The organism is Janthinobacterium sp. 1_2014MBL_MicDiv (assembly GCF_001865675.1).
Classification (GTDB): domain Bacteria; phylum Pseudomonadota; class Gammaproteobacteria; order Burkholderiales; family Burkholderiaceae_D; genus Janthinobacterium.
This window is the reverse complement of the sequence record NZ_CP011319.1, coordinates 991,698-1,015,777: the sequence shown is the minus strand read 5'-3', so window position 1 is coordinate 1,015,777 and position 24,080 is coordinate 991,698. Positions and strand designations below refer to the sequence as shown.

Genomic DNA, 24,080 nt, shown 5'->3' with positions numbered 1-24,080 from the left:
AGCAACAGACGCTCCCTGCCGCGATAGACGCTCGGCGGCCATGCGTTATACTTGCGCACTCAAGCACTACGCAGGCTATACAAAGGACCGCCATGACCGATCACACTTCCCAGCCGCCGGACGGCGGCAGCGCGCTGGACTTCTGCCTGCGCCTGGCGCGCGCCCAGGCCATGCTGGTGCGCCGCTTCGACAGCACCCTGGGCAACCTGCATGGCTTGAGCTTTGGCGATTATCAATTGCTGTACCACTTGCAGCGCGCCCCCGGCGGGCGCCTGCGCCGCATCGACCTGGCCGAGCGCCTGGCGCTGACGGCGTCCGGCATCACGCGCTCGCTGATGCCGCTGGAAAAAATCGGCCTGGTGGCGCGCCAGGCCGACCAGCGCGATGCGCGCGTCGGCTATGCCGCCATCACGGCCGCGGGACTGGACTTGCTGGCGCACGCGAATGCGACGGCGCAGGCGCTGGGCCAGGAATTGCTGGGCCATGCCAGCGCCGAACAGCTGGCGCCCCTGTCCATGCTGCTGGGCACTATCGCCGGCAACCAGCCCGTCAGCGGCTGACGTATTCCCCTTACACCAGCGCCAGCTTGCGCAGGCGCCGCGTCGACGGCCAGCGCGCCATGCCCGTTTCCTCGCGGATGGCCGCGCAGGCCGCCAGCACGCGCGCGCAGTCATCCTCGCGCAAGCCCGCGTTCAGGGTCAGGCGCACCAGCGAGCGGTTCTTCGGCGTGGCCGGCGCGCAAAAGACGGCGCCATAGATGCCGTGCCGCTGCAGCGCCTTGCGCAGGATCAGGGTATCGGGCTCGCTGCCCGCTTCCAGCGCGATGATCTGCTGCGTGCCGTCGCTGACGTTGTAGCCAAGATCGGCCAGGCCCTGGCGCAGCTGCACGCTGTGGCGGCGCAGGGTGGCGCGGCGGGCATCGGCGGCGCGGATGAAGTCGAGCGCGGCGTCGAACCACGCCAGTTCATGTTCGAGCAGGCAGGAACTGAAGATGGCCGGGCGCGAGGCGGACAGAAAATAGCCCTTGAAGCGGGCCGAGCAGGTGATCAGCCCGGCCCGCCCGGCAAACGCCTTGGCCAGCGAGGCAGTGCGGAAATGCACGCGCTCGGCCAGCCCCAGCTCCACCACCAGGCCGGCGCCCTGCGGCCCGTGCGTGCCCAGCGAGTGCGATTCGTCGACGATCAGCATGCTGCCGCTGCGCTCGGCGATCTCCACCATCCGCGGCAGCGGCGCCACGCTGCCGTTCGTGCTGTACAGCGCATCGACGACGATGATGCCGGGGCCATGCTTGTCCAGCTGGCGCTGCAGGTGGGCGCCATCGTTGTGCAGGAACGGCACGGGCACGGCTTGCGCCGACTGCACGCCTTCCCACAGCGAGGCGTGCGCCAGCATGTCCAGGTACACGGGGATGCCGGGGCCGGCCAGGCTTTGCAGCAAGCCCACATTGGCGGCCCAGCCCGACTGCGCCAGCACGCAGGCTTCACTGCCGAGAAAATCCGCGAACTTGCGTTCGAGGCGGTGCTGGCGGCTGCCTTCCTGCAGGAACACGGACGACATCAGCATGGCGCCGCCGCCCTGCAGGACGCGGGACTGGGCCGCCAGCAGCGCCGCCTCGCCGGCGATGTTCAGGTAATCATTGCCCGCCAACATGACCGCGCGGGCCGGCATGGCTTGCCATTCATGTAAATGTTCGCCACCGAGCAGCTTCTCGATGCGCTCGACATAATGCTCGTCCATGCGCGCGCGCACGAAGGCCGGCAATTGTTGTTCGGCGCGCAGGTTGCTCGATGGCAGGGGGGAAAGGGCGTTCGGCATGGGGACTCCTGGAATGGTTGCGGGGGGAACTACCGCGTCCAACATGCGCGAGCCATTCGGCAAGTGATTGATCCATCTCAACAGTTATGGCGATATATCTCTTTTTCCGGAGGAACACGCCGATGATGTTGTCTTGATTCGCCTCAACGAACACGTCCCCCGACCATGATGCATGCGCAGTCCCCTTCCGGAAAACGGTGGCAAGGCAAGATCCTCCAGCCTTTCCTGCATTTCCACGACGCCATCGAACACACGCCCACGCGGCGCGCCCAGGTGCGCACGCTGGCCGTCATCGGCGCGCTTGGCATGCCCCTGTACTACGCGCTGTGGCAGCATGTCTTTCCGCAACCCTACGAATCGCTGCCGCTGCGCACCATCGCGGCGCTGCTGTTCCTGCCTGCACTGTGGCCGGGGCGCTTCAGCAATACGGGCTTCAGCGTGTACCTGTTCCTGGGGCTGACGTTCGAACTGCCCTTTTTCTTCACGTATATGTTCCTGATGAACCACGCCTCGACCCTGTGGGTGCATTCGCTGCTGGTGGCGCTGATCGTGCTGTTCCACTTCGATACGCGCATCGCCATGCTGGCCTACCTGAGCGGCACCCTGCTGGCCTGCCTGGCGTTTGCCGTCGTGGGCGAACCCGCCTTTCTGCTCAGCCGCGACGTCTTGCAGCAGCTGCCCGTGCACTGGTTCACGATCGCCGTGCTGTCCGTGGTCAAGGTGGGCCGCCATGTGGGCGCGCAGGAAAAACTGGCGGGACTGGCGGCCGGATTGGGCAGCGTGGCGCACGAATTGCGCACGCCGCTCGTCAGCGTCGAGGCGAACGTGCGCGGCCTGCAGCGCGGCTTGCGGCGCGATGCCGACGACGTGCAGCCGGGCGCGGCCAGCCTGGAAGCGCTGGCGCGCATCCAGTTCGAAGTGCGCCATATGCACCACATGATCGACCTGTTCCTGCTCAGCGCCAGCGCCGTCAACCGCAAGCTGGAGGCCAACGAGACGGTGGCCATGCACGACAGCGTCGTCGCCGTGCTGCGCCGCTACCCGTTCACCAGCACGGCGCAGCGCGACATCGTCAAGGTCGACCTGCGCACCGACTTCAGCTTTCCCGGCCAGTCCGAGCTGTGCGTGGTGATTTTGCTGAATTTGCTGCGCAATGCCCTGAAAGGCATCCAGCGCGCCGGCAAGGGCCGCGTGCGCATCGTCATCGATGGCGCGCGTCCCGTGCCGCGCCTGCTGTTCATCGACACGGGCTGCGGCATCGCGGCCAGCCGATTGCCGCTGATCTTCGACCGCTTCTATTCCTATCCCGCGCACAACGGCAGCGGCATCGGCCTGGCCCTGTGCCGGCAAATCATGCAAGCGTGGCATGCACGCATCAGCTGCGTGGCGCGCGAAGGTGCCTATGCCATCTTCGTGCTGGAGTTTCCGCAGCCGCTGGCCACGCCCAGGCCCAGGCCCAACCGTTTTCCATCCATCCACCGCGCGAGGTGACGCATGCAACTGCCCGTCTACACCCATCCGACCCTGACCGTATTGATCGACGACAGCGATTCCTTCCTGAAAAGCCTGGCGTTCCAGCTCGATCCGGGCCTGGCGCGCAAGACCTTCCACGACACCAGCAGCGCGCTGCACTGGCTGCGCCACAGCACGCGGCTGGGCGAGACGCCGCTGCACGTCAATTTCGACACGCAAAACCTGCCGCCCGACCAGTGCAACGTGGCGCTCGACATCGAACGCATCTGGCGCATCAGCGGCCAGGCGCAGCGCTTTGCCGTGCCGTCCGTGCTGGTGGTCGATTATTCGATGCCGCAGATGAACGGCCTCGAGTTTTGCCAGGCCGTGCGCGACTTGCCGTGCAAGAAGATTCTATTTACGGGGGCGGCCGACGAGAAAGTGGCCGTGACGGCCTTCAACCGGGGCTTGATCGACCGCTACATCAAGAAGAGCGACGATGACGCGCTCGACATCCTGGAACAGGAAATCGTCGCCCTGCAGCGCGAATTCTTCCTGCAGCAATCGGACACGGTGCGCGACTTGCTGATGCTGCACGACTACAGTTTCCTGCAGGACGAGGCGCTGGCCGCCGTTGTCCACGAACTGTGCCGGCGCCATGGCTTTGTCGAATTCTATATTTTCCCCAATCCCAGCGGCATCCTCTTCTTCACGCGCGACGGCCAGGCGCGCCTGATGATCATCGAGACGGAACGCAGCCTGCACACGCAGTACGAGATGGCGCGCGACAACGACGCCCCCCAGTCATTGCTGCTGGCCTTGCTGGAAATGCGCGTGATCCCGTACTTTTCCGACGCCGACAGCGACGGCATGTATGCGGCGCAGATCGGCGAAAACTGGTTCCGCTACTGCGCCGCACCCACCATCTGCCTGGGCCGCGTGACGTATTTCTGGGCCCTGTTCGACGTGCCGCCGCACCAACTGGGGCAGCCGGTGATGTCTTACGCGCAATTTCTGCGCGCGGGCGCGGGCGACAGCGTCAGCGCGTAGCTGGCAACCTAGCTTTCGCGCAAGGTCTGCAGCGGCGGATGCTTGAGGACATTGCGCAGTCCCAGCCAGCCGCCGGCGATCGCGCACAGGGCGCCGGCCAGCAGGCCGAAGGCCCACACGCCGGGCGCAAAGCTCCAGGCGAACTTGAACTGGTAGGTGGCCAGCGCCCAGCCCATGGCGGCCGCGCCCGTCGCCGCCAGCAGGCCGGCCAGCGCCCCCACGAGCGAAAACTCGATCAGCTGCGCCTGCGCCAGCTGGCGCCGCGTGGCGCCCAGCGCGCGCAGCAGGCCCGCCTCGCGCGTGCGCTCGTCCTGCGAACCCATCAGTGCCGCATACAGCACCAGCAAGCCCGACGCCAGGGTAAAGGCGAACAGGAATTCGACGGCCGTCACCACCTGGTCCAGCACGCCCTGGATTTGCTTGAGCACGCCGCCGACGTCGACCACCGTCAAATTCGGATACTCGCGCAGCAGGGCGTTGCCCAGGTCCGCCTGCGCGGGCGGCAGGTGGAAGGCCGTGATCCACGTCTGCGGCGTGTCCGCCATGGCGGCCGGATTGATGATGACAAAGAAATTGACGCGCATCGACCCCCATTCCAGCTTGCGCAGGCTGGTGATGGCCGCTTCGACGGGCTGGCCGGCGATGTCGAAGCGCAGCTTGTCGCCCAGCTTCAGCTTCAGGGTCTTGGCGATGCCCTCTTCCACCGACGCTTCGGCGGGCGCGCCCGGGGCATTGCTGAACCACTTGCCGGCCACGAGCTTGTTTTCCGCCTGCATGGCGGCCATCGTCGACAGGTTGAATTCGCGGTCGGCCAGGCCCTTGGCGCGGTCTTCCTGGTAAGTGTCTTCCGTGATGGCGTTGCCGTTCACGGCCACCAGGCGCCCGCGTATCATCGGATACAGCGGGGCGTTGGCGACACCGGCCTGGGCCAGGCGCGCGGCGATCGGCGCCTTTTGCTCGGGCAGGATATTGATCATGAAGCGGTTCGGCGCGTCGGGCGGCGTGGCGTTGCGCCAGGCCACCATCAGGTCGCCGCGCACCACCGTCAGCAGCAGCAAGGCCATCAGGCCCAGGGCCAGCGACACCACCTGGATGACGGTGGCGCCCGGACGGCGCTGCAAGGACGTGACGGCGAAACGCCAGCCTTGGTGCCTGAAGGCGCCGCGCAGGGTCTTCAGCGACTTGATGCCCAGCCAGCCGGCCAGGCCGAACAGGGCGAAGCCGCCGAGGAAGCCGGCCGCCGTCATCAAGGCCAGCTTGACGTCGCCCGCCTGCCACAAGAGCAGCACGACGAAGGCGGCGATGCCCAGGCCGTAGGTGGCCACGGCCAGCGCCTGCGGCGGCTCCTGTTCGCGGCGGATCACGCGGTTATGCGGAACATTGCGCAACTGCAAAATCGGCGGCAAGGCAAAGCCCAGCAAGAGCAGCATGCCGGTGGCCACGCCCTGCAGGGCGGGCAGCATGGAGACGGGCGGCAAGTCATTCTGCACCAGCTTGCCCAACAGCTCCAGCAGCACCAGGTGGCCGCCGAAGCCGACGGCCACGCCGACGACGCTGCCGGCCAGGCCGACGAAGAGAAATTCGATCACGTACATGGCCGTCACCTGGTTTTGCGTCAGGCCCAGGCAGCGCAGCATGGCGCAGGCGTCGAGATGGCGCAGCATGAAGCGGCGTGCCGCCATCGCCACGGCAACGGCCGCCAGCATGGCCGACAGCAAGCCGACGAGCGACAGGAAGCGGTCGGCGCGGTCCAGCGTCGATTGCATCTGCGGGCTGCCCGATTCCAGCGATTCGATGCGCACGCCCTTGATGGCCTGCGTCTTGATCTGGTTCTCCAGCCAGGCTTGATATTGCGCAAGCTCGGCCGCCTTGGCGGGCGGCGCCGACAGCAGCAGCCGGTACGACACGCGCGAACCGTTCTGCACCAGCGCCGTGGCGGCCAGGTCAGCGAGGGGCAGCATCACGCGCGGGGCGAAATTGAGGAAGGAAGCGCCACGGTCCGGTTCGCTGGCGATCAGCTGCGTGGCGACGAATGCCTTGTCGCCCAGGGTCAGGGTGTCGCCGAGTTTCGCATTCAGGCTGGAAAGAATCGCCGCATCGACCCACACGGTGCCGGGCGCCGGCACCTGGTCCGTTGGCCGCCCCACGGCATCCTGCGCCTCGCCGAGGTTGGTGGTGATCTTCAGCTTGCCCCGCTGCGGATAGCCGGGCGAGACGGCCTTGATGGAGGCCAGCTGCGAGCTTGACTGCTCGCCCTCGCCCGCCTGCGCCATGCTGGGAAACGTCACCGTGTCGGCCAGCACGAAGCCGCGCTGGACGGCTTGCGCGCGCCAGGCCGCATTGACGGGCTGGTCGGCGCTGATGACCAGGTCGGCCCCCAGCAACTGGTGCGCGTCGCGGTTCAGGCCGGCGCGCAGGCGGTCGACGAAGAAGCCGACGGCCGACAGGGCCGCCACGGCCACGATCAGCGCGACGAGCAGGAAACGCAGTTGCCCGGCGCGCCAGTCGCGTCCGGTCATTTTGAGGGAGAGGCGAAGCATGGGCGGCGGGTCTTTATGTAGGTTATTGCGCGGCGCCGTGGGCGGCGGCGTGCTGCGCGAAGTAGGCGTCGACGGTGGCGAGGAAGACGTCTTTCTGCGCCTGCGGCAGGAAGGCGGCGATGAAGCCGTTGCGCGCCAGGCGCTGGGCGTGGGCCAGGCCCAGCGGCAAGGAATCGAAGATGGCGTCGAAATTATCGTTCATGTAGCCGCCGAAGTACGCGGGATCGTCCGAGTTCACCGTCACCAGCAAGCCGGCGTCGAGCAATTGCACCAGGTTATGGTCATGCATCTGGTCGAACACGCGCAACTTGGTGTTCGACAGCGGGCAGACGGTCAGGGCGACCTGTTCGCGCGCCAGACGGGCCGTCAGTTCCGCGTCTTCCAGGCAGCGCACGCCGTGGTCGATGCGTTCGACCTGTAAGTCGTCGAGCGCCGTGCGGATGTAGGCCGGCGGTCCTTCCTCGCCCGCGTGGGCCACCAGGTGCAGGCCCAGGTCGCGGCAGCGGGCAAACACGCGCGAGAATTTCTCGGGCGGATTGCCCACTTCCGAGGAATCGAGGCCGATGCCGATGAATTTGTCGCGGTGCGGCAGCGCGTCTGCCAGTGTCTCGAACGCTTCTTCCTCGCTCAAATGGCGCAGGAAGCACAGGATCAGGGCCGCGCTGACGGGGCTGTCCTGGCAGGCGCGGTAGATGCCGTTGATCACGTCGGCCATCGCCACGCCGCGCGCCGTGTGGGTTTGCGGGTCGAAGAAAATTTCCGTGTGCAAGACATTGTCCGCCTCGGCGCGCCGCAGGTAGGCTTGCGTCATGTCATAGAAATCCTGCTCTTTCAAGAGCACGCTTGCGCCAGCGTAATAAATGTCGAGAAAAGACTGCAAATCCGTAAAAGCATAGGCGCTGCGCAAGTGTTCCACCGATTCATAGCCCAGAGGCACGCCATTGCGCTCGGCCAGTGCGAAAATCAGTTCTGGCTCCAGCGAGCCTTCGATATGGATATGCAGTTCGGCTTTCGGCATGCCGCGCACGATCGCGCGCAGTTGTGGGTTCATCATGGGTGTTCCTTATACGGTGACTATAAAAATGCTGGCCTGCGCGCGCCAGGCGCGGTGCGGAAGATGCACGGTGGCGGCGGCCATCAAACATGCACGCATCTTAGCGCAAGATGGCTGGCCTCACCGGCGCCGGGCCGCCGCGACGGCAACAACGACCGCTGCCGGGCATGCCCCGGCACAGGCTGGCGAATTGTCGTATGATGATTCAAGAGACAGAAAAAAGTTCACTGGAAACGCTGAAAAATTTGAAGAATTATCCAATTAAATCAACAATTTACACACAAGTATTAAGGATATTACGACATATCTTTTGACTTCCTGATCCTTTAGAGCAATAATTAATTTCATGGGGTAAGGGTAGGTGCATCAAGCGCTATCAGCACATGAAAAAAAAGCCGGCTGGCCACGTCAGCACACGGCATCAAGCGCCAGTTTTTTGGTCCGGGCAATCCGGACTCGCAAAGACAGCCGGGCTTGAAACAACAATAAAAATCGATATGGGGTACAGGAAAAATTAAAGCGGCAAGCCCGGGCGAATGCCAGGCGGGCGGCCATGGTGACTGGCAATTCAGGTTGACATTAAAGGACATTGACATGACCATTTTTGATAACTACGCAGCACGCTACGAGCGCACCCGCGAAGAGGAAATGTCGCTCACCGAATATCTGGCCCTGTGCAAGAAGGACAAGCTGACGTATGCCAGCGCGCCCGAACGCATGCTGGCCGCCATCGGCGAGCCGCAACTGGTCGACACGCGCAACGACACGCGGCTGTCGCGCATCTTCGCCAACAAGGTGATCAAGATCTACCCCGCCTTCCGCGAGTTCTACGGCACCGAGGAAGTCATCGAGCAAGTGGTTTCCTATTTCCGCCATGCGGCGCAAGGCCTGGAAGAACGCAAGCAGATCCTGTACCTGCTGGGGCCCGTCGGCGGCGGCAAGTCGTCGATCGCGGAAAAACTCAAGTCGCTGATGGAACACGTGCCCTTCTATTGCCTGAAAGGCTCGCCCGTCAATGAATCGCCGTTGGGCCTGTTCAACGAGGAAGAGGACGGCACCATCCTGGAAGAGGATTACGGCATCCCGCGCCGCTACCTGCGCAACATCCCCAGCCCCTGGGCCGTCAAGCGCCTGCATGAATACAATGGCGATATCAACCAGTTCCGCGTCGTCAAGCGCTATCCGTCCGTGCTGAAGCAGATCGCCATCTCGAAAACGGAGCCGGGCGACGAAAACAACCAGGACATTTCCTCGCTGGTGGGCAAGGTCGACATCCGCAAGCTGGAAGACTATGCGCAGGACGACCCGGACGCCTACAGCTATTCGGGCGGCCTGTGCCTGGCCAACCAGGGCCTGATGGAGTTCGTGGAAATGTTCAAGGCGCCGATCAAGGTCCTGCATCCCTTGCTGACGGCCACGCAGGAAGGCAATTACAAGGGCACGGAAGGTTTCGGCGCCATCCCCTTCGACGGCATCATCCTGGCCCACTCGAACGAGTCGGAATGGAAGACGTTTAAAAACAACCGCAACAACGAGGCGTTTCTTGACCGTATCTATATAGTCAAGGTGCCGTACTGCCTGCGCGTTTCCGATGAAATCAAGATCTACGACAAGCTGGTGGCCAATTCCTCGCTCGTCAAGGCTCCGTGCGCGCCCGGCACGCTGCGCATGATGGCGCAGTTCGCCATCCTGTCGCGCCTGAAGGATCCGGAAAACTCGAGCATCTTTTCCAAGATGCTCGTCTACGATGGCGAAAACCTCAAGGATACGGACCCGAAAGCCAAGTCCATGCACGAATACGTGGATTACGCGGGGGTCGACGAGGGCATGAACGGCCTGTCGACGCGCTTTGCCTTCAAGATCCTGTCAAAAGTGTTCAACTTTGACAATTCCGAAGTGGCGGCCAATCCCGTGCATCTATTATATGTACTGGAACAGCAAGTCGAGCGCGAGCAGTTCGCGCCGGAACTCGAGCAGCGCTACTTCTCCTATATAAAAGAGCACCTGGCGCAGCGCTATGTGGAATTCATCGGCAAGGAGATCCAGACGGCCTACCTGGAAAGCTATTCGGAATACGGACAGAACATCTTCGACCGCTATGTGACGTTTGCCGATTTCTGGATACAGGACCAGGAATACCGCGATCCGGACACGGGCGAGAGCTTCGACCGCGAATCGCTGAACAATGAACTCGAGAAGATCGAGAAACCGGCAGGTATTTCTAATCCGAAAGACTTCCGCAACGAAATCGTCAACTTCGGTTTGCGGGCGCGGGCGTCCAACGGCGGCAAGAATCCTGCCTGGACCAGTTACGAGAAGTTCCGCACCGTGATCGAGAAGAAGATGTTTTCGAATACGGAGGAATTGCTGCCCGTGATTTCCTTCAATGCCAAGGCCAGTGCCGACGATGCCAACAAGCACGCCGACTTCGTGGCCCGCATGGTGGAAAAAGGCTATACGGCCAAGCAGGTACGCCTGTTATGCGAATGGTACTTGCGCGTACGCAAGTCATCCTAGCGCAGACAGCGGGCGCGTTCCCGCCAGCAAGACGGCGGGACGCGCAAGACGAGAAGCAAGGAGGCACCCTTTGACATACCTCATCGACAGGCGCTTGCAAAGCAAGAACAAGTCCGCCGTCAACCGCGAGCGCTTCTTGCGGCGTTACAAGAGCCAGATCAAGGATGCCGTGGGGCGCGCCATCAAGGGGCGCTCGATCACGGACGTCGAGAATGGCGAGAAGGTCAGCATCCCCGTCAAGGACGTGGGCGAACCGTCGTTCGGCCACGCGCATGGCGGCGTGTGGGAAGTGGTCAATCCCGGCAACAAGGAATACCTGAAGGGCGACCAGATCGCGCGGCCGAAAGGCGGCGCTGGCAGCGGGCGCGGCAAGGCGGGCAACAGCGACGAGACGACGGAAGACGACTTCATCTTTGAATTGTCGCGCGAAGAGTTCATGAATTACTTCTTCGAAGACCTGGAATTGCCGCACATGGTGAAAACCCAGCTGACGGCCACCACGGAATTCAAGAACCAGCGCGCCGGCTACAACATGTCGGGCACGCCATCGAATATCCACGTGCTGCGTTCCTTGCGCGGCGCGCTGGGGCGGCGTATCGCCGTCGGCGGCGGCGCCCGCAAGCAGCTGGCGCAGGCGGAGGAAGACCTGGCGGCCCTGCTGCACGAAGGCGTGCCCGACAGCGACCCGCTGGTGGTGGAACTGCGCCGCCTGATCCACCACCTGCACACGCGCCTGCTGGCCATCCCCTTCATCGACCCGTTTGACTTACGCTACAGCAACCGCATCAAGGTGCCCAAGCCCATGACGCAGGCCGTGATGTTCTGCATCATGGACGTTTCCGGCTCCATGGATGAAACGCGCAAGGATACGGCCAAGCGCTTCTTCATCCTGCTGTATCTGTTCCTCAAGCGCGCGTACGACAAGATCGAGGTGGTCTTCATCCGCCACCACACGGCGGCGGCGGAAGTGGACGAGCAGGAATTCTTCAATTCGCGCGAGTCGGGCGGCACCGTCGTGTCGTCGGCCTTGCACTTGCTCAATAACATCATCGACGAACGCTATGGCGCCGGGCAATGGAACAGCTACGTGGCGCAGGCATCCGACGGCGACAACTGGGACAACGACTCCATGCTGTGCCGCCAGCTGCTGATCAACACCATCATGCCCAAGGTGCAGTACTACACCTACGTCGAGATCACCGACGGCCCGCAGCAAAACCTGTGGGAGCAATACGCGGGCGTGCTCGACCATCACGCCCATTTCGCCATGCAAAAGATCGTCACGCCGGCCGATATCTATCCGGTCTTCCGCGAACTGTTCAAGAAACAGGTGAAATGATGAGTGCAGCCTTTGACCGCGCCAGCAACACTCCGGGCGAACCGTTCGTGCGCCTGCGCCACCCGAACGCCCTGCCCGAGCAGTCGGAATGGACGTTCGAGCTGATCGAGCAAATCCACGAGGAAATCCGCCGCGTGGCGAAACAGTTTGGCCTCGACACCTATCCGAACCAGCTGGAAATCATCACGGCCGAACAAATGATGGATGCCTACACCTCGGTCGGCATGCCCGTCTCGTACAACCATTGGTCGTTCGGCAAGCATTTTTTATCGACCGAGAAAAGCTACAAGCGGGGCCAGATGGGCCTGGCCTACGAGATCGTCATCAACTCGAACCCGTGCATCGCCTATTTAATGGAGGAAAACAGCCTGACCATGCAGTCGCTGGTGATCGCGCATGCGGCATACGGCCACAATTCCTTCTTCAAGGGCAATTACCTGTTCCGCGCCTGGACGGATGCGGACGCCATCATCGACTATATGGTGTTTGCCAAGAATTACATCAGCGAATGCGAACAACGCCACGGCGTCGACGCCGTGGAATTGCTGCTCGACTCCTGCCACGCCATCCAGAACTATGGCGTGGACCGCTACAAGCGCCCGGCGAAACTGTCGATGGCCAAGGAATATGCGCGCCAGAAGGAGCGCGAAGAGTATGTGCAGTCGCAGATCAACCAGCTGTGGCGCACCCTGCCCCGCCGCGAGGACGAGGAGGAAGAGGAAGACCAGCGCAAGGCCGTGGCGCGCTTTCCGCCCGAGCCCGAGGAAAACCTGCTGTACTTCATCGAGAAATATGCGCCGCTGCTGGAACCGTGGCAGCGCGAGATGGTGCGCATCGTGCGCAAGATTTCCCAGTACTTCTATCCGCAGCGCCAGACGCAGGTCATGAACGAGGGCTGGGCCACGTTCTGGCACTACACCATATTGAACCAGCTGTATGACGAAGGCGTGGTGGGCGACGGCTTCATGATGGAGTTTCTGAAAAGCCATACCAACGTCGTCTACCAGCCGCCCATCGACAGCCCCTATTACAGCGGCATCAACCCGTATGCGCTGGGCTTCGCCATGATGAGCGACATCCGCCGCATCTGCGAACACCCGACCGATGAAGACCGCGCCTGGTTTCCCGACATGGCGGGCAGCGACTGGCGCAAGAGCCTGGACTTTGCCATGCGCAATTTCAAGGATGAAAGCTTTATCGCCCAGTACCTGTCGCCGCGGCTGATCCGCGAATTCCACTTCTTTGCCGTGCTCGACGACGACAAGAATGAAAAGCTGGCCATTTCCGCCATCCACGACGACGCCGGCTACCGCTATGTGCGCCAGCAGCTGGCGGAGCAGTACAACCTGGGCAACCGCGAGCCGAATATCCAGGTGTGGTCCGTGAATACGCGCGACGACCGCGCCCTGACCCTGCGCCACACGCAATTCCAGCGCCGGCCGCTGAACCAGCAGGCGGCGGAAGTGCTCAAGCACGTGGCCCGGCTGTGGGGCTTCGACGTGCACCTCGACACGGTCGATCCGCAGGGCGTCGTGCTCGGCACATTAAATTGCCGTCGGGAAAAGCGTAACCGGCGCGATGACCCGGTTGTCCGGCCATAAAATGATTTGTTGATAATAATCAATAGCAAGAATATAAGCGCTTCCTATACCTACATAGGAATTCAGTATGGCTAGACGGCCTCGTAACGGTCGTCAAAAGGCTCTTTTTTGACCTAGATAAAGTCCGTAATGCACCCGCTTGGTGCACGTGAACGGCTAAGTGGTCTGGTTCCGCGCCAAAATATTTCCAAAAAGAAAGATTTTTCTCCAAATTTAGCAGTTTCCATATTGAATATCACGAAATATAATTCCGCCAGATCGGCACATCGGAGAACTTAGCAGTGGTAGCCCGAAACGGCTGTAAAAAACCGATAAGACCGCCTTTTTTTCTGTCCGAAAGCGTGCAAAGATGACATAAGCAAGTACGTTTTCAGGGCGCAAAAGCGCCAAAAATTTAACCGGTTTTAGGCGTTAAAAATCTGTGTAAAATAAAGAATTCGTATGTATAATTCGGCGACGTCCCGGATACGGCTGGAGCTTTGTGTCGTCATTTTGGGGTTCAGTTGCAAGACAAGAGATGGTATTTGGAGAAAGCAGGCATGAATTTTTCGAACGAGAAAAGTCCCAAGAACTACACAGGCATCACTATCGTTGTCCTGCTGCACGTTCTCGCGGCTTACGGGATCGTGACGGGCTTGGGCAAGCGGTTGGTCACCAAAATGATGGAACCGGTTGAAACCAAGATTATCGAGGAAGTCAAACCGCCTCCACCGAAGGATCTTCCACCGCCACCACCGCCGCCAGAAATGAAGGCGCCACCGCCGCCATTCATTCCGCCAGTCGAGGTGAACGTGCAGCAGCCGCCACCACAGCAGAACGTGATTGCAAATACGACTGCCGTGAAGCCAGCCACGAATGTATTGGCACCGCCAGCACCGCCTGCACAGCCTGCGCCAACTCCTGGACCAGCCAAATCGGTGCGTACGCCGGCCGTGGTTGACTTCAGTGTCTGCGAAAAACCGGCTTATCCAAAGTCGTCGCAGCGCAACGAGGAAACCGGTGTGGTGACACTGTCGTTCCTGATCGGTGTAGACGGCAAGGTCGCTGATTCGAAGATCGTGAAGTCAAGCGGCTTCAGAGACTTGGACAAAGCCGCGGTGCAAGGTATCAGCCGCTGTACATTTAAGCCGGCAACAGTTGACGGCAAGCCGGAACAAGGCTGGCAGCAAATGCAATACGTTTGGTCGCTGGATTAAAACCCGAGACAGTTATCCCCTGTTTCACACTATGATTTCGTTGTCATTACGTTCAGCGATCTGTTATTTTTAATTTTGGAGGAAGCATGTTTAAGAATACCCGTTTGTCCGCATTTTTTGCCGCGGTTCTGTTGTCCGTCACCGCTACGACCGCTCTGGTAGCAGCACCGGCATTCGCTGACGCGCCAGCATCGGCTGCCGCTTCCGCTCCAGCGGCAGACGCAGCACCAGCACCAGTTGCCGCTGACGCAGCAGCTCCTGCAGCAGACGCAGCCGCTCCAGCCGCTGATGCAGCCGCTCCAGCCAAAACCGAAGAAGTCCACAACCCATTCGGCCTGCAAGCAGTGTGGGACGGCGGCTTCGTGCCACGCGCCACCCTGATCATCCTGGCCATCATGTCGATCGGCAGCTGGTACATCATCATCACCAAGCTGATGGATCAAATGAAGATCTTCAAGCAAGCTAAAGAAACCGCTGCCAAATTCTGGAAAGCTCCTTCGATCGCTGCCGGTTCGGCAACCCTGACCGAAGGCTCGCCATTCCGCTTCATCGCTGAATCGGGCACCAAGGCAACGGCTCACCATGACGGCGCCCTGCTGGAACAAATCGATCTGTCGACCTGGGTGACGATGTCGATCCAGCGCGCTTCGGACAAAGTTCAATCGCGTCTGCAAGATGGCCTGTCGTTCCTGGCAACCGTTGGTTCGACCGCACCGTTTATCGGTCTGTTCGGTACCGTTTGGGGTATTTATGGCGCGCTGACCAACATCGGTATGACCGGTAACGCTTCGATCGATAAAGTTGCAGGTCCAGTTGGTGAAGCACTGATCATGACCGCTTTCGGTCTGCTGGTCGCTGTTCCTGCCGTTCTGGGTTACAACTGGCTGGTTCGTCGTAACAAAACCGCAATGGAAGACGTACGCTCGTTCAGCGCCGACGTTCACTCGGTACTGATCTCCGGCGCAATGTCGACCAGCGAAGCTGGCCGTGCTGCCGGCGCTAAAAAGATCGGATAAGAATCATGTCGATGTCCGTCGGCTCCGACAGCGGAGATGAAGATCAAGTAATGTCAGAAATCAACACGACGCCGCTCGTCGACATCATGTTGGTTTTGCTGATCATTTTCTTGATCACCAGTCCGGTTGTCCTCAAATTGCAGAAAATCGATCTGCCGATCGAGGCCAACCAAGCCCTTCAAAGCAAGCCAGAAAACGTCAACATCGTTGTCAACAAGGATGGCGAGATCTATCTGGGCCAGAAGAAACTGAAAGACACGAACGAACTGTTCGATTATCTTAAAGTTGAAGCAGTGAAAGTACCGCAGCCGGAAGTACACGTTCGTGGCGACCAAGAAACACGCTACGAATCGATCGGCCGGGTTATTTACACGACCCAACGTGCCGGGATCCAGAAGGTCGGCTTCATCACCGAACCACCTGACAAGGGCTGATAGCGACTGACAGCGGCGTCCCGGCCACACAGGGACGCCACTGGCAGGAGCTTGCCGGGCAGCGGCATCGCCCGGCGCTTCGTTGGACTTCTTAAAGGAAATACTATGAGTATGAATGTCGGTTCGGGTAGTTCGCCAAACGCGGATCCGGAACCAATGATGGAACTGAATATGACGCCCCTCATCGACGTGATGCTGGTGCTGATTATCATGTTGATCATCACGATTCCTAAGCAAAACCACTCGGTGAACCTGAACATGCCGGTCGGCACCCCGCCGCCACCGACAACGGAACCAGTGGTCGTCACGATCGATGTCGATTTTGATGGCACTATCTTGTGGGACAATCAGGTCGTTCCTGATCGTAATACGCTGGAAGCCAAGCTGAGCAACATCGCTGCGCAAGCAGACCAGCCGGAAGTGCATCTGCGTCCTAACAAGCTGGTGGAATACAAAGTCGTCGCCGGTGTGATGGCGTCGGCGCAGCGTCTGGGCGTGACCAAAATCGGTCTGGTCGGCAACGAGCAATTCCAGTAAGCTGTTGCATCAGGTTCTCTTTACATCCGAATAGGCAGGACTTCCTGCCTATTCGCTTTTTACTGAAAGACTTTCTCATGTCCAAGTTTCGTCTCGCTCATCTCGGCCTCGTCATGGCCGCTATCGGTTTTACCGCAGCAACTCCCGTAATCGGCCTGGGCTCGCTGGCATATGCCGCGGACACCGTGCGCGCCGAAGTGGGCAAGCCACTGCAAGAAGCGCAGAAACTCGCTGGCAGCGGCAAGAACAAGGAAGCGCTGGCCAAGCTGCGCGAAGCTGACAGCGTCGGCGGCAAGACCGCCTTTGAAAGCTACCAGATCGAACGCGTGCGCGCCTCGGCCGCTGCTGCCGCCGGCGACAATGGCACCGCCATCAAGGCATTCGAAGCCGTCATCAATTCCGGCCGCCTGAGCGCCGCCGAAGCCCCGAAATTCACGCAAGCCCTGGCAGGTATGTACTACCGCGCCAAGGACTGGCCAAATACCATCACCTGGATCAAACGCTCGCTGAAAGACCGCGAAGATCCACAGATGCGCGAACTGCTGATCCAGACCTACTACGTCAGCGGCAACTACGCCGAAGCGGCAAAAGAGCTGCAATCGCGCGGCGGCAACTCGGAAGCGAGCCTGCAAATGCTGGCCAACATCCAGTTGAAGCAAAACGACAAGGCCGGCTACGTGGCCACCCTGGAAAAACTGGCTGGCAGCTATCCAAAGACCAGCTACTGGGCTGACCTGCTGAACCGCGTTTCGGGCAAGCCTGGCTTCTCGCAACGCCTGGGCCTGGACGTCCAGCGCCTGCGCCTGGCCAACGGCCTGTTCACCAAGCCTTCCGAATACATGGAAATCAGCCAGCTGGCCCTGCAAGCGGGCAATCCAGGCGAAGCGCTGAGCATCATCGAGCAGGGCTACAAAAAAGGCGTGCTGGGTACCGGCGCCGATGCGGCCCGCCACCAGCGCCTGAAAGACCTGGCCCTGAAAACCCAGGCGGACCTGAAAGCCAACGCCGCCAAGTCGGAAGCGGAATACGTCAAGAACAAGGACGCCGACAGCTTGAGCAAGCTGGGCTTCGCCCTCGTGTACGATGGTCAGACCGACAAGGGCCTGGGCTTGATGAACGACGCCGTGAAATTGGGTACGGCCAAGTATGCGGAAGAAGCCAAGCTGCATCTGGGCATCGCCTACGTCCACGCCGGCAAGAAAGCCAACGCCTCGACGGCCCTGAAAGCTGTCAAGGGCACGGATGGCGCTGCCGACCTGGCACGCTACTGGGCCTTGATGAACAAGTAATCGACATCGACCCCAGGCGACTGCGCGTCGCGCTTTGCGGACGGCGATGCTCGCCGGCCCGGCGCCCCGTACTCCGATACGGCGGCGCTTCCCGGCCGCAAATCACCGCCGCCCGCTAAGCCTGGGTTCGACGTCGAGAGTGCACTGAATCCCTGCCAAAGCGTTGCCAGCACACCTGCCGGCAACGCTTTTTGTCCATTTCAGGGGCGAAATTACCCTTCGGCCCACCCTTGCGGCTGTGCATCCCTGAAACAGTCCGTATAATCCCCCATTTGGCACAGTTTTTCATCAGATTCCTATGAAGGTATTCCGCGGACTTCCCAATGCCCAGGCACGAGCGCCTTGCGCTTTGACCATCGGCAATTTTGACGGTGTCCACATCGGCCATCAGGCCTTGCTGGCGCGCGTGCGCGACGCGGCGACCACGCTCGGCATTGAAGCGGCCGTGATGACGTTCGAACCGCACCCGCGCGAATTCTTCGCGCAGCGCGCGGGCGACCTGTCGAAGGCGCCGCAGCGCATCGCCAATCTGCGCGACAAGCTGCAGTCGCTCGACGACGCCGGCATCGACCGCGTCGTCGTCGAACACTTCAGCGCCCAGTTCGCCGCCTTGACGCCGCAGGAATTCACGGAAAAAGTCCTCGTCGACGGCTTGCACGTGAAATGGCTGATGGTCGGCGACGATTTCTGCTATGGCGCCCGGCGCGCCGGCGACGTGGCCATGCTGCAGGAAGCGGGCCGCAAATATGGTTTCCACGTAGAAACATTGCCCACCGTGATGAACGGCAGCACGCGCATCTCGTCGTCGGCCGTGCGCCTGGCCCTCGCCGCGGGCGACTTCCCCCTGGCCACGCAGCTGCTGGGCCATCCGTACGCCATTTCCGGCCATGTGATCCACGGCCAGAAGCTGGGCCGCACCCTGGGCTTCCCCACGCTCAACCTGCGCGTGGCGCACCGCCCCGCCCTGTCCGGCATCTTCATCGTGCAGGTGCATGGCCTGGGGCCGCTGCCGCTGCCGGCCGTGGCCAGCCTGGGCGTGCGTCCCACCGTCGACGACAGCGGCCGCGTCTTGCTGGAAGTGCATGTGTTTGATTTCGACCAGTCCTGCTACGGCAAGCTGGTGCGCGTGGAATTCCTGCAAAAGCTGCGCGACGAAGAGAAATACGACGACCTGCCCACCCTGACGGCCGCCATCGAGCGCGACTCGAACCAGGCGCGCGCCTATTTCGAGCAGCGCAGCGGCGCCATTACCGCCACCGACCGAATTTGACCCCGGCCAACTCCGCCGCCTGGCGGCCCCCGCCGCCGCCACACATCATTCAATACAAGTAAAGAAGACTATGTCCGACCAAAACAAGCCAGCCACGCCCAAGCAAAACAAGAAGCCTGAAAGCAAATACCCGGTCAACATGACGGAAACCCCATTCCCCATGCGCGGCGACATGGCCAAGCGCGAGCCGCAATGGGTACAGCAATGGCAAGACAAGAAAATCTACGAGCGCGTGCGCAAGGCCGCCGCCGGCCGTCCGAAATTCATCCTGCATGACGGCCCGCCGTACGCGAATGGCGACATCCACCTGGGCCACGCCGTCAACAAGATCCTGAAAGACATGGTCGTCAAGTCGCGCTCGCTGGCCGGCTTCGACGCGCCGTACGTGCCGGGCTGGGACTGCCACGGCATGCCGATCGAGATCCAGATCGAAAAACTGCACGGCAAGAACCTGCCGACGGCCGACGTGCTGGAAAAGGCCCGCGCCTACGCCAACGTGCAGGTCGAACGCCAGAAGAAGGACTTCATCCGCCTGGGCGTGCTGGGCGAGTGGGACAACCCCTACCTGACCATGGCGCACGGCAATGAAGCGGACGAATTGCGCGCGCTGGGCAAGCTGCTGGAGAAAGGCTATGTGTACCGCGGCCTGAAACCCGTCAACTGGTGCTTCGACTGCCAATCGGCCCTGGCCGAGGCGGAAGTGGAATACGCGGAAAAACGCGATCCATCCATCGATGTGGGCTTCAAATTTGCCGAGCCGGCAAAACTGGCGGCCGCCTTCGGCCTGCCATCGCTGCCGACCGAGAACGGTTTCATCGTCATCTGGACCACCACGCCGTGGACCATCCCGTCGAACCAGGCGCTGAACGTGCACCCGGAAGTCAAATATGCGCTGGTGAAGACCGAGCGCGATGGCCAGCCGCTGCTGCTGATCCTGGCGCAGGACCTGGTCGTGGCCAGCCTGGCGCGCTTCAAGCTGGAAGGCACGACGATTGCCACCTGCGACGGCGCGGCCCTTGGCGGCATCGCCTTCCGCCACCCGCTGCACGCCAGCGACGCCTTCTACGACCGTCTGTCGCCGCTGTACCTGGCCGAATACGTGACCACGGAAAGCGGCACGGGCGTGGTGCACTCGGCGCCCGCCTACGGCCTGGACGACTTCATCTCGTGCAAGGCGCACGGCATGAAGGACGACGACATCATCAAGCCGGTCATGGGCGACGGCAAATTCGCCTCCACCCTGCCCCTGTTCGGCGGCATGGCCATCTGGGAAGCGTCGAAGCCGATCTGCAACGCCCTGAAGGAAGCGGGCGCGCTGTTCGAAGTCAAGATGTTCGACCACAGCTACATGCATTGCTGGCGCCATAAGACGCCGATCATCTACCGCGCCACCTCGCAGTGGTTCGCCGGCATGGACGTGACGCCGAAGGATGGCGGCGCCACCCTGCGCGAGACGGCCCTGAAAGGCATCGCCGACACCGAGTTCTTCCCGGACTGGGGCCAGGCGCGCCTGCACGGCATGATCGCCAACCGTCCCGACTGGACCCTGTCGCGCCAGCGCCAGTGGGGCGTGCCGATGGCCTTCATCGTGCACAAGGAAACGGGCGACCTGCATCCGCGCACGGCGGAACTGCTGGAGCAAGTGGCCAAGCTGATCGAAAAGGGCGGCATCGAAGCCTGGCAATCGCTGGACCTGGCTGACCTGATCGGCGACGAAGCGGCCATCTACGCCAAGAACAAGGACACGCTGGACGTGTGGTTCGATTCCGGCGCCACGCACCAGACGGTGCTGGGCGGCCCGCAAGGCCATGGCTCGCACTCGACGCAGCTGCAATTCCCGGCCGACCTGTACCTGGAAGGCTCGGACCAGCATCGCGGCTGGTTCCACTCCTCCTTGCTGGTATCGTCGATGCTGAATGGCCGTCCGCCATACAAGGCCCTGCTGACGCACGGCTTCACGGTCGATGGCGAAGGCAAGAAGATGTCGAAGTCGCTGGGCAATACCCTGGCGCCGCAAAAGATCTCGGACACCCTGGGCGCCGACATCCTGCGCCTGTGGATCGCTTCGACCGACTACACGGGCGAACTGTCGATCTCGGACGAAATCCTCAAGCGCGTGACGGAATCGTATCGCCGCATCCGCAACACCCTGCGCTTCCTGCTGGCGAACACCTCGGACTTCAATCCGGCCACGGACGCCGTGCCGGTAACCGAGCTGTTCGAGATCGACCGCTACGCGATCGCCAACATGGCCTCGCTGCAGCAGCAGATCGAGAACAACTACGCGCGCTACGAGTTCCACCCGGTCGTGTCGAAGCTGCAGACGTACTGCTCGGAAGACCTGGGCGGCTTCTACCTGGACATCCTGAAGGACCGCCTGTACACGACGGGCCTGACCTCGCACGCGCGCCGTTCCGCGCAGACGGCCCTGTGGCACATCACGCAAAGCCTGCTGCGCCTGATGGCTCCGGCCCTGTCGTTCACGGCCGAGGAAGCGTGGGCCGTCTTCGCCGGCGCGGATGCCTACGCCGCCAGCGATGAAACCATCTTCACGCAAACCTGGTGGCAACTGCCGGAAGTATCGGACGCAGCCGACCTACTGGAGAAATACACGGCCCTGCGCGCCGTGCGCACGGATGTGACGAAGCAGCTGGAAGACTTGCGCACCTCGGGCGCCATCGGCTCCTCGCTGCAGGCGGAGCTGACGATCAAGGCCGCGCCGATGAAATACAAGCTGTTGACGACCCTGGGCGACGACTTGAAGTTCGTCTTCATCACGTCGCAGGCAACGGTGGCCGAAGTGGCCGACGAAGCGGCCGAGGAAGTGGTCGTGGCCGCGTCGACGGCGCCGAAATGCGAGCGCTGCTGGCACTACCGCAGCGACGTGGGCACGGACGCCGCGCATCCGACCCTGTGCGGCCGCTGCGTCAGCAACCTGTTCGGTGCGGGCGAGAAACGCCGCTTCGCCTAAACAACGGCGTCAAAATCGACTGCGCGTCGCGATTTTGCGGCCTGCGGTGCTCGCTGCCTCGGCGGCCCCGTACTAAAGTACAGCGGTGCATCCCGGGCCAACGGGGCGCCGGGCCCCGCTGCCGCTCGCTACGATTTTGCCCGCCGTTGTATGCTATCTGTCCAACCGCTGCCTGCTGCCAGGCGGCGGCTTTATCTTCCCTGGAAAAATATGGCCACTAAAAACCGTTTTTCATCGAAATCGTCATCCTCGTCGTCGCTGGTGCCATGGTTGGGTATCGCCGCCATCGTCATCCTGTTCGACCAGATCACCAAGATCACGATCCTGAAGACCTTCCGCTATGCGCAGGAAATGGTCATCACCTCGTATTTCAACCTTGTGCTCGCGTATAACAAGGGCGCCGCGTTCAGCTTCCTGTCCGACCAGGGCGGCTGGCAGCGCTATTTCTTCACCGGCATCGCCCTGGCGGCGGCCATCTACATCATCTACCTGCTGAAAAAGCACGCCGGCCAGCGCATGTTCTGCTGGGCCCTGGCGCTGATACTCGGCGGCGCGCTGGGCAATGCCATCGACCGCCTGATGTACGGCCACGTGGTCGATTTCCTCGACTTCCACTGGAAAAGCTGGGGCCATTTCCCCGCCTTCAATATCGCCGACAGCGCCATCTGCATCGGCGCGGCCCTGTTCGTCATCGATGAACTGCGCCGCGTGAACAAGTAACTCAGACAAGCAATCAATACAGCGGGAGAACAGCATGGAATTGTCCGGCAAAAAAATCGTCCTGGGCCTCTCGGGCGGCGTCGCCTGCTACAAGGCGGCGGAACTGTGCCGCGCCCTGACCAAGGCGGGTGCCTCGGTGCAGGTGGTGATGACGGATGCGGCCAGCCACTTCATCACGGCCGTGACGATGCAGGCGCTGTCCGGCCACCCCGTGCACACGAGCCAGTGGGATGCGCGCATCGACAACAACATGGCGCATATCGACTTGACGCGCCATGCGGACGCGATCCTGATCGCGCCGTGTTCGGCCGACTTCATGCGCAAGCTCGCCCATGGCGTGTGCGACGACCTGCTGTCGACCCTGTGCCTGGCCCGCCCGGCCCACCTGCCCCTGCTGGTGGCGCCGGCCATGAATGTGGAAATGTGGCAGAACCCCGCCACGCAGCGCAATGTGCAGCAGCTGCGCGACGACGGCATCGCCATCTTCGGCCCCGCCGCCGGCGAACAGGCTTGCGGCGAAGTGGGCCTGGGCCGCATGCTGGAACCGGAACAGCTCCTGACGGAGCTGATCGCCGCCTTCCAGCCGAAGGTCCTGGCGGGCAAGCGCGTGCTGGTCACGGCCGGCCCCACCTTCGAAGCCATCGACCCCGTGCGCGGCATCACCAATCTGTCCTCGGGCAAGATGGGCTATGCGGTGGCGCGCGCGGCGCGCGAAGCGGGCGCCGAAGTGCTGCTCATTTCCGGCCCGACGGCCCTCGATGCGCCGTTTGGCGTGCGCCGCATCAATGTGCAAAGCGCGCAGCAGATGCATGATGCGGTGCTGGCCCACGTCGATGGCCAGCATGTCTTCGTCGCCGTCGCCGCCGTCGCCGACTGGCGTGTCGTCAACGCCAGCGAGCAGAAGATGAAAAAACAGGCCGACGGCTCCGTGCCGGAACTGCAGTTCGCGCAAAATCCCGACATCCTCGCCACCGTGGCGGCGCGCACCAACCTGGCAGGCTATCCGTACTGCGTGGGCTTTGCCGCCGAATCGGAAAACCTGGTGGAATTCGGTTCGACCAAGCGCGAGAAAAAGGGCATCCCCCTATTGGTCGGCAATATCGGCCAGAACACCTTTGGCCAGGACGACAACACCATCATCCTCTTCGACGAGGACGGCCATACCGTGCTGCCGCGCGCCTCGAAACTGAACCTGGCACGCCAGCTGATTTCGGAAATTTCCAAGCGCATCGCCAGGAATTCGCTGCTCAAATAAACCTCCATCCGTTTTATCGTAAAG

Annotated in this window: 19 protein-coding genes; 16 read left to right on the top strand and 3 right to left on the bottom strand. The window is 61.8% G+C overall.

The annotated features are described in order from the left end of the window. Positions 1 to 92: 92 nt before the first annotated feature. A complete protein-coding gene (locus tag YQ44_RS04445; RefSeq protein ID WP_071322351.1) occupies positions 93 to 560 on the top strand; it encodes a MarR family winged helix-turn-helix transcriptional regulator in 468 nt (155 codons plus the stop codon). A gap of 10 nt (positions 561 to 570) precedes the next feature. Here YQ44_RS04445 and cqsA read toward each other — a convergent pair whose 3' ends face one another. Further along, on the bottom strand, positions 571 to 1,815 hold the full coding sequence (gene cqsA / locus YQ44_RS04440) for an alpha-hydroxyketone-type quorum-sensing autoinducer synthase (RefSeq protein ID WP_071322350.1): 1,245 nt from the start codon (positions 1,813 to 1,815) through the stop codon (positions 571 to 573). 165 nt (positions 1,816 to 1,980) lie between these two features. Between cqsA and YQ44_RS04435 the strand changes: the two genes are divergently transcribed. Both YQ44_RS04435 and YQ44_RS04430 read left to right on the top strand, forming a co-directional pair. Beyond that, positions 1,981 to 3,306, top strand: a complete 1,326-nt coding sequence (locus tag YQ44_RS04435) for a sensor histidine kinase (RefSeq protein WP_071322349.1) — start codon at positions 1,981 to 1,983, stop codon at positions 3,304 to 3,306. Positions 3,307 to 3,309: 3 nt separating this feature from the next. Continuing rightward, positions 3,310 to 4,317 (top strand): response regulator, encoded by a 1,008-nt coding sequence (locus YQ44_RS04430; RefSeq protein WP_071322348.1) that lies wholly within the window; start codon positions 3,310 to 3,312, stop codon positions 4,315 to 4,317. A gap of 8 nt (positions 4,318 to 4,325) precedes the next feature. Here the strand turns inward: YQ44_RS04430 and YQ44_RS04425 are convergent, their stop codons facing one another. After that, positions 4,326 to 6,857, bottom strand: coding sequence for an ABC transporter permease (locus YQ44_RS04425; protein WP_071322347.1), 2,532 nt, complete (start codon positions 6,855 to 6,857; stop codon positions 4,326 to 4,328). A gap of 22 nt (positions 6,858 to 6,879) precedes the next feature. Continuing rightward, positions 6,880 to 7,911, bottom strand: coding sequence for an adenosine deaminase (locus YQ44_RS04420; RefSeq protein WP_071322346.1), 1,032 nt, complete (start codon positions 7,909 to 7,911; stop codon positions 6,880 to 6,882). On the opposite strand from YQ44_RS04420, the gene YQ44_RS28645 reads away from it, so the two are divergent. The 13 genes from YQ44_RS28645 to coaBC all read left to right on the top strand — a co-directional run bounded on the left by YQ44_RS28645 (position 7,910) and on the right by coaBC (position 24,056). Then, positions 7,910 to 8,176, top strand: a complete 267-nt coding sequence (locus YQ44_RS28645; protein ID WP_156894687.1) for a hypothetical protein — start codon at positions 7,910 to 7,912, stop codon at positions 8,174 to 8,176. The two genes, YQ44_RS04420 and YQ44_RS28645, sit on opposite strands and share 2 nt — an antisense overlap. A gap of 329 nt (positions 8,177 to 8,505) precedes the next feature. Continuing rightward, the gene (locus tag YQ44_RS04415) at positions 8,506 to 10,428 is read left to right on the top strand and encodes a PrkA family serine protein kinase (protein ID WP_034754154.1); all 1,923 of its coding nucleotides are present in this window, start codon (positions 8,506 to 8,508) and stop codon (positions 10,426 to 10,428) included. 70 nt (positions 10,429 to 10,498) lie between these two features. Continuing rightward, positions 10,499 to 11,767 (top strand): YeaH/YhbH family protein, encoded by a 1,269-nt coding sequence (locus YQ44_RS04410; protein WP_071322345.1) that lies wholly within the window; start codon positions 10,499 to 10,501, stop codon positions 11,765 to 11,767. Beyond that, entirely contained in the window at positions 11,767 to 13,368 is a 1,602-nt protein-coding gene (locus YQ44_RS04405; RefSeq protein ID WP_071322344.1) for a SpoVR family protein, read from the top strand. Before YQ44_RS04410 ends, YQ44_RS04405 begins: the two co-directional genes overlap by 1 nt. Before the next feature lie 539 nt (positions 13,369 to 13,907). Continuing rightward, positions 13,908 to 14,564: an energy transducer TonB gene (locus tag YQ44_RS04400; protein ID WP_034754161.1), complete on the top strand. Its 657-nt coding sequence runs from the start codon at positions 13,908 to 13,910 to the stop codon at positions 14,562 to 14,564. Positions 14,565 to 14,650: 86 nt separating this feature from the next. Then, the gene (locus YQ44_RS04390) at positions 14,651 to 15,580 is read left to right on the top strand and encodes a MotA/TolQ/ExbB proton channel family protein (protein ID WP_232251050.1); all 930 of its coding nucleotides are present in this window, start codon (positions 14,651 to 14,653) and stop codon (positions 15,578 to 15,580) included. Positions 15,581 to 15,585: 5 nt separating this feature from the next. Beyond that, a complete protein-coding gene (locus YQ44_RS04385; protein WP_071322342.1) occupies positions 15,586 to 16,014 on the top strand; it encodes an ExbD/TolR family protein in 429 nt (142 codons plus the stop codon). A gap of 105 nt (positions 16,015 to 16,119) precedes the next feature. Continuing rightward, positions 16,120 to 16,551: an ExbD/TolR family protein gene (locus YQ44_RS04380; protein ID WP_198043873.1), complete on the top strand. Its 432-nt coding sequence runs from the start codon at positions 16,120 to 16,122 to the stop codon at positions 16,549 to 16,551. Positions 16,552 to 16,628: 77 nt separating this feature from the next. Continuing rightward, on the top strand, positions 16,629 to 17,840 hold the full coding sequence (locus YQ44_RS04375; protein WP_071322340.1) for a tetratricopeptide repeat protein: 1,212 nt from the start codon (positions 16,629 to 16,631) through the stop codon (positions 17,838 to 17,840). Between the two features lie 298 nt (positions 17,841 to 18,138). Continuing rightward, positions 18,139 to 19,110, top strand: coding sequence for a bifunctional riboflavin kinase/FAD synthetase (locus tag YQ44_RS04370; protein WP_071322339.1), 972 nt, complete (start codon positions 18,139 to 18,141; stop codon positions 19,108 to 19,110). Positions 19,111 to 19,180: 70 nt separating this feature from the next. Further along, positions 19,181 to 22,081 (top strand): isoleucine--tRNA ligase, encoded by a 2,901-nt coding sequence (gene ileS / locus YQ44_RS04365; protein WP_071322338.1) that lies wholly within the window; start codon positions 19,181 to 19,183, stop codon positions 22,079 to 22,081. 210 nt (positions 22,082 to 22,291) lie between these two features. After that, the gene (gene lspA / locus YQ44_RS04360; protein WP_071322337.1) at positions 22,292 to 22,801 is read left to right on the top strand and encodes a signal peptidase II; all 510 of its coding nucleotides are present in this window, start codon (positions 22,292 to 22,294) and stop codon (positions 22,799 to 22,801) included. Positions 22,802 to 22,835: 34 nt separating this feature from the next. After that, the gene (gene coaBC, locus YQ44_RS04355) at positions 22,836 to 24,056 is read left to right on the top strand and encodes a bifunctional phosphopantothenoylcysteine decarboxylase/phosphopantothenate--cysteine ligase CoaBC (protein WP_071322336.1); all 1,221 of its coding nucleotides are present in this window, start codon (positions 22,836 to 22,838) and stop codon (positions 24,054 to 24,056) included. Positions 24,057 to 24,080: the final 24 nt, after the last annotated feature.